The sequence below is a fragment of the Faecalicatena fissicatena genome (assembly GCF_016900595.1).
GTDB classification, from domain to species: Bacteria; Bacillota; Clostridia; order Lachnospirales; family Lachnospiraceae; genus Claveliimonas; species Claveliimonas intestinigallinarum.
The window spans coordinates 1-4,240 of record NZ_JACLYY010000024.1 but is presented as its reverse complement, the minus strand read 5'-3'; the positions used below and the strand labels follow the sequence as shown (position 1 = coordinate 4,240).

The window sequence follows — 4,240 nt, the reverse complement described above, 5'->3', positions numbered from 1 at the left end:
TCACAAAAATGGCACTGGAAGGCTAAGGACCAGTGCCGTTTTTCAGATATGAAAGAGCCTTTTGATAAAAGAAAGGGATGCCCCTTTCCTATAAATTTAAAAATTCATAGTTTTGGGACACCCTCTTTTTACTATATTCAGTTTTTCCTATTGAGTTATTTGTTTTTCGGAACAGTAAAGCGGGCTTCCGGCTTTCCAACGTATCTTTCCGGGTGAAGCCGTCTGTCTCTGAACTCTGCACAGGCTGTGTAAAGAACGTCTGTGGAGGAGTTGATACCTGTCTCGCAGGAATCCTGGATCACGCCGATAATGAAGCCTACGCCGACAACCTGCATTGCGATATCGTTCGGAATGTTAAACAGGCTGCAGGCAAGGGGGATCAGGAGCAGTGAACCGCCGGCCACACCGGATGCTCCGGCCGCACTGGCTGCTGCCAGAACGCACATGATCAGCGCTGTTCCAAAGGATACCTGAATGTCCAGTGTGGTAGCTGCTGCCAGTGCCATGGTGGAGATCGTGATAGCGGCTCCGGCCATGTTGACAGTAGATCCAAGCGGGATGGAGATCGAATATGTATCCTCGTCCAGATTCAGGTTTTTGCACAGCTCCATATTTACAGGAATGTTTGCCGCGGAGCTTCTTGTGAAGAAGGCGGTGATAAAGCTCTCCTTCAGGCAGGTAAATACAAGCGGGTACGGGTTTTTCCGCACGCACACAAAGGTAACCAGAGGATTGATGATAAAGGCAACGACCGCCATGCTTCCGACAAGGACAAGGATCAGTCTGCCGTAATCAACAAGAGCGCCCAGACCCTGCTCAGAGATAGTGGTAAAGATCAGGCCCATAATACCGAAGGGGGCACAGCTGATGACCCACTGCACGGCGATGGATACGGCATCCGAGATGTCCTCCAGGGCTTTCTTTGTTCCGGCTCCCGCTTTTTTCAGGGCGATACCGAAGATGATGGCCCAGGCCAGGATGCCGATATAGTTTGCGTTGACAATGGCGTTGACCGGATTGTCTACCAGGTTCATCAGAAGGTTTGTCAGAACCTCCACCACGCCGCTGGGAGGTGCGATGTCTGTTGTGGATGTGCCTTCAGCAAAGGTGATGGTAACCGGGAAAATGTAGTGCGCGATTACCGCAACGAGTGCTGCCAGCAGATTTCCGAGCATATACAGGACCACGATCGCGGCCATGTTGGTGTGCTGCCCTTCGCCCATGTGGCACAGCGCGCTCATGACAAGGAAAAATACGAGCACGGGCGCGATGCCGCGGAGCGCCCCAACGAACAGATCACCGAGAATGGAAATTCCGGATGCCTGAGGAACAACAAGGCCAAGGATGATACCAATGATCAGGCCGACAATGATACGTTTTACAAGGCTGATGCTGTTCCATTTTTTGATTGCGTTTTTCATACTGTTTTTCGCAGATAGACGCGGCTATCTGCTTCTCCTCTCTTTCTCTCATTATTTCAGTTTGGTCTTCGCTACCTGATAGATTATATTATTGCACAGATTATCGAATATTGCTATACAAAAAGTGAAAAAATTTATAAAAAACTCAATGATTTTCACAAAAATGTTATAAAAATAACAATCAAAAACAGCATTTTGCATAAAAAAATTCTTATTTTAATTGTAGGAAACGTCATGGGGTGTTATAATAGCCAAAGAGCAGTTGTTTCCGAAAAAAAACTGCGGAGACATCAGAAAATGGAGGTATGTATATCATGGGAGAACAAATGAATGACGGAATGATGTGGGCGCTCGTCAAGGAGAAGCCGGAGGAGGGACTCTGGATGAAGAGAGTTCCCATTCCCGAGGTGGGGCCGAACGATGTGAAGATCAAGATCCATAAGACAGCGATCTGCGGTACGGACGTACATATCTGGCAGTGGAATGAATGGGCACAGCACACCATCCCTATCGGACTTACAGCCGGCCACGAGTATGTTGGGGAAGTCGTGGAGGTAGGCGAGGGTGTCCGGGGATTTAAGCCCGGTCATCTTGTATCCGGTGAGGGGCACATTACCTGTGGAAAATGCCGGAACTGCCTGGAGGGACACAAGGAGAACTGCAAGGACGCCAAGGGCGTGGGCGTGAACCGGAACGGAGCCTTTGCCGAGTATCTTGTCATTCCATCCAGCAATGTGTGGCCCTGTAACCCGAATATCCCGGAGGAGATGTACGCCATCTTTGATCCTTTTGGAAACGCAACCCACACGGCTCTGTCCTACGATGTGCTGGGAGAGGACGTGCTGGTGGCCGGAGCGGGTCCCATCGGCATCATGGCTGCGGCTATTGTGAAATTTGCAGGGGCAAGACACGTGGTGGTGACGGACTTCAATGAGTACCGCCTGGAGCTGGCAAAGAAGCTGGGGGCTACCAGGGTGGTCAATCTCGGGAAGGAGAAGCTGCCGGATGTGATGAAAGAGATCGGAATGACAGAGGGCTTTGATGTGGGACTTGAGATGTCCGGGTCCCAGGCGGGCCTTCATGACATGATCCACAATATGAAGCACGGCGGGAAGATCGCGCTGCTGGGGCTGCAGAGAACAGACGCTACAGTAGATCTGGAGACAGTGATCTTCAACGGCCTGAATATCCGTGGCATTTATGGAAGAAAGGTGTGGGATACATGGTACAAGATGTCCACCATGCTTCAGGCAGGCCTGGATATCAGCGGCATCATTACACATCATTTTGACATCAAGGATTACCGCAAGGGCTTTGAGGCGATGATCTCCGGCCAGTCCGGAAAGGTCATTCTGGACTGGGCACACATCAATGACTGATGGGGATTGTGTGAGATCCGCAATGAGGCGGGACAGATCCTGGCGTAAAGCTGGAGGACATTTTATATTATAATAAGGTAAAGGAGCATAAAAGAAAATGGCACGTAAAGACGATATTTTAAACATTTACGCAAAAGAAGTGGAAGGCATCAGGGAGGCAGGACTTTTTAAGGGAGAGGCCCCCTTTGTGTCACCCCAGGGCGCAAGAGTGACTATGGAGGACGGAAGGGAGCTCCTCTGTATGTGCGCAAACAATTACCTGGGCCTCGGGGACAGCCCGCGGCTGATCGAGGCTGCCAAGAAGACCTACGATGAAAAGGGCTTCGGCGTGGCGTCCGTCCGCTTTATCTGCGGCACACAGGATATCCACAAGAAGCTGGAGAAGACCATCTCTGATTTCCTGGGAACGGATGACACGATCCTCTATTCTTCCTGCTTTGACGCCAACGGAGGCCTTTTCGAGACTCTTCTGACAGCGGACGACGCGGTGATCAGCGATGAGCTGAACCACGCCTCCATTATCGACGGTGTGCGCCTGTGCAAGGCCAGGAGATACCGCTATAAAAATAATGACATGGAAGACCTGGAGGCAAAGCTGAAGGAGGCCGACGAGGCCGGGGCAAGGATCAAGCTGATCGCCACGGACGGTGTTTTCTCCATGGACGGAATTATCTGCAACCTGAAGGGAATCTGTGATCTGGCGGACAAGTACAACGCTCTTGTCATGGTGGATGACAGCCACGCGGTGGGCTTTGTGGGCAAGACAGGCCGTGGAACCCCGGAGTACTGCGGCGTCCAGGGAAGAGTGGACATCATCACAGGAACCCTCGGAAAAGCCCTGGGAGGAGCATCCGGCGGATATACATCCGGACGTAAGGAAATCATCGATCTTCTGCGTCAGAGGAGCCGTCCGTACCTCTTCTCCAACTCCCTGGCTCCGGCCATTGCAGGCGCCAGCATTGAGATGTTCAGGATGCTGGACGAGAGCACAGAGCTCAGAGACCATCTGGAAGAGGTGACCGCCTACTACAGAAAGCTTCTTGTAGACAACGGCTTTGACGTGATCCCTGGCACACATCCCTGCGTACCTGTTATGCTGTACGATGAGAAGACAGCCGCTGAGTTCGCGAAGCGGATGGTGGACAAGGGCGTATATGTAGTTGCCTTCTCCTACCCGGTAGTGCCGAAGGGCAAGGCGAGGATCCGCACCCAGGTGTGCGCAAGCCACACAAAAGAGGACATCGATTTCATCGTAAAATGCTTCATCGAAGTGCGGGAAGAGATGGGATTGTAGGTTTTTCGTTTTTATTCCTAATGAGGGTGTCCCAAAACTATGAATTTTTAAATTTATAGGAAAGGGGCACCCTTTCTTTTATCAAAAGGCTCTTTCATATCTGAAAAACGGCACTGGTCCTTAGCCTTCCAGTGCCATTTTTGTGA

3 protein-coding genes are annotated in these 4,240 nt (G+C 51.1%); 2 read left to right on the top strand and 1 reads right to left on the bottom strand.

Going from position 1 to position 4,240, the window contains the following annotated elements:
- Positions 1-155: 155 nt before the first annotated feature.
- Positions 156-1,421 carry a serine/threonine transporter SstT gene (sstT, locus tag H7U36_RS14895; RefSeq protein ID WP_191428740.1) on the bottom strand — a complete coding sequence of 422 codons (1,266 nt, stop codon included), beginning with the start codon at positions 1,419-1,421 and terminating at the stop codon, positions 156-158.
- 326 nt (positions 1,422-1,747) lie between these two features.
- Here sstT and tdh point away from each other — a divergent pair, with 326 nt between their 5' ends.
- Together tdh and H7U36_RS14885 are read left to right on the top strand one after the other, a co-directional pair.
- Positions 1,748-2,800, top strand: a complete 1,053-nt coding sequence (gene tdh, locus H7U36_RS14890; protein ID WP_171031593.1) for an L-threonine 3-dehydrogenase — start codon at positions 1,748-1,750, stop codon at positions 2,798-2,800.
- 97 nt (positions 2,801-2,897) lie between these two features.
- Positions 2,898-4,094, top strand: a complete 1,197-nt coding sequence (locus H7U36_RS14885) for a glycine C-acetyltransferase (protein ID WP_033127049.1) — start codon at positions 2,898-2,900, stop codon at positions 4,092-4,094.
- Positions 4,095-4,240 lie beyond the last annotated feature (146 nt).

Coding starts and splice junctions, on each gene's coding strand:
- H7U36_RS14885 (WP_033127049.1), top strand. CDS start 2,898: ATGGCACGTAAAGACGATATTTTAAACATTTACGCAAAAGAAGTGGAA.
- sstT (WP_191428740.1), bottom strand. CDS start 1,421: ATGAAAAACGCAATCAAAAAATGGAACAGCATCAGCCTTGTAAAACGT.
- tdh (WP_171031593.1), top strand. CDS start 1,748: ATGAATGACGGAATGATGTGGGCGCTCGTCAAGGAGAAGCCGGAGGAG.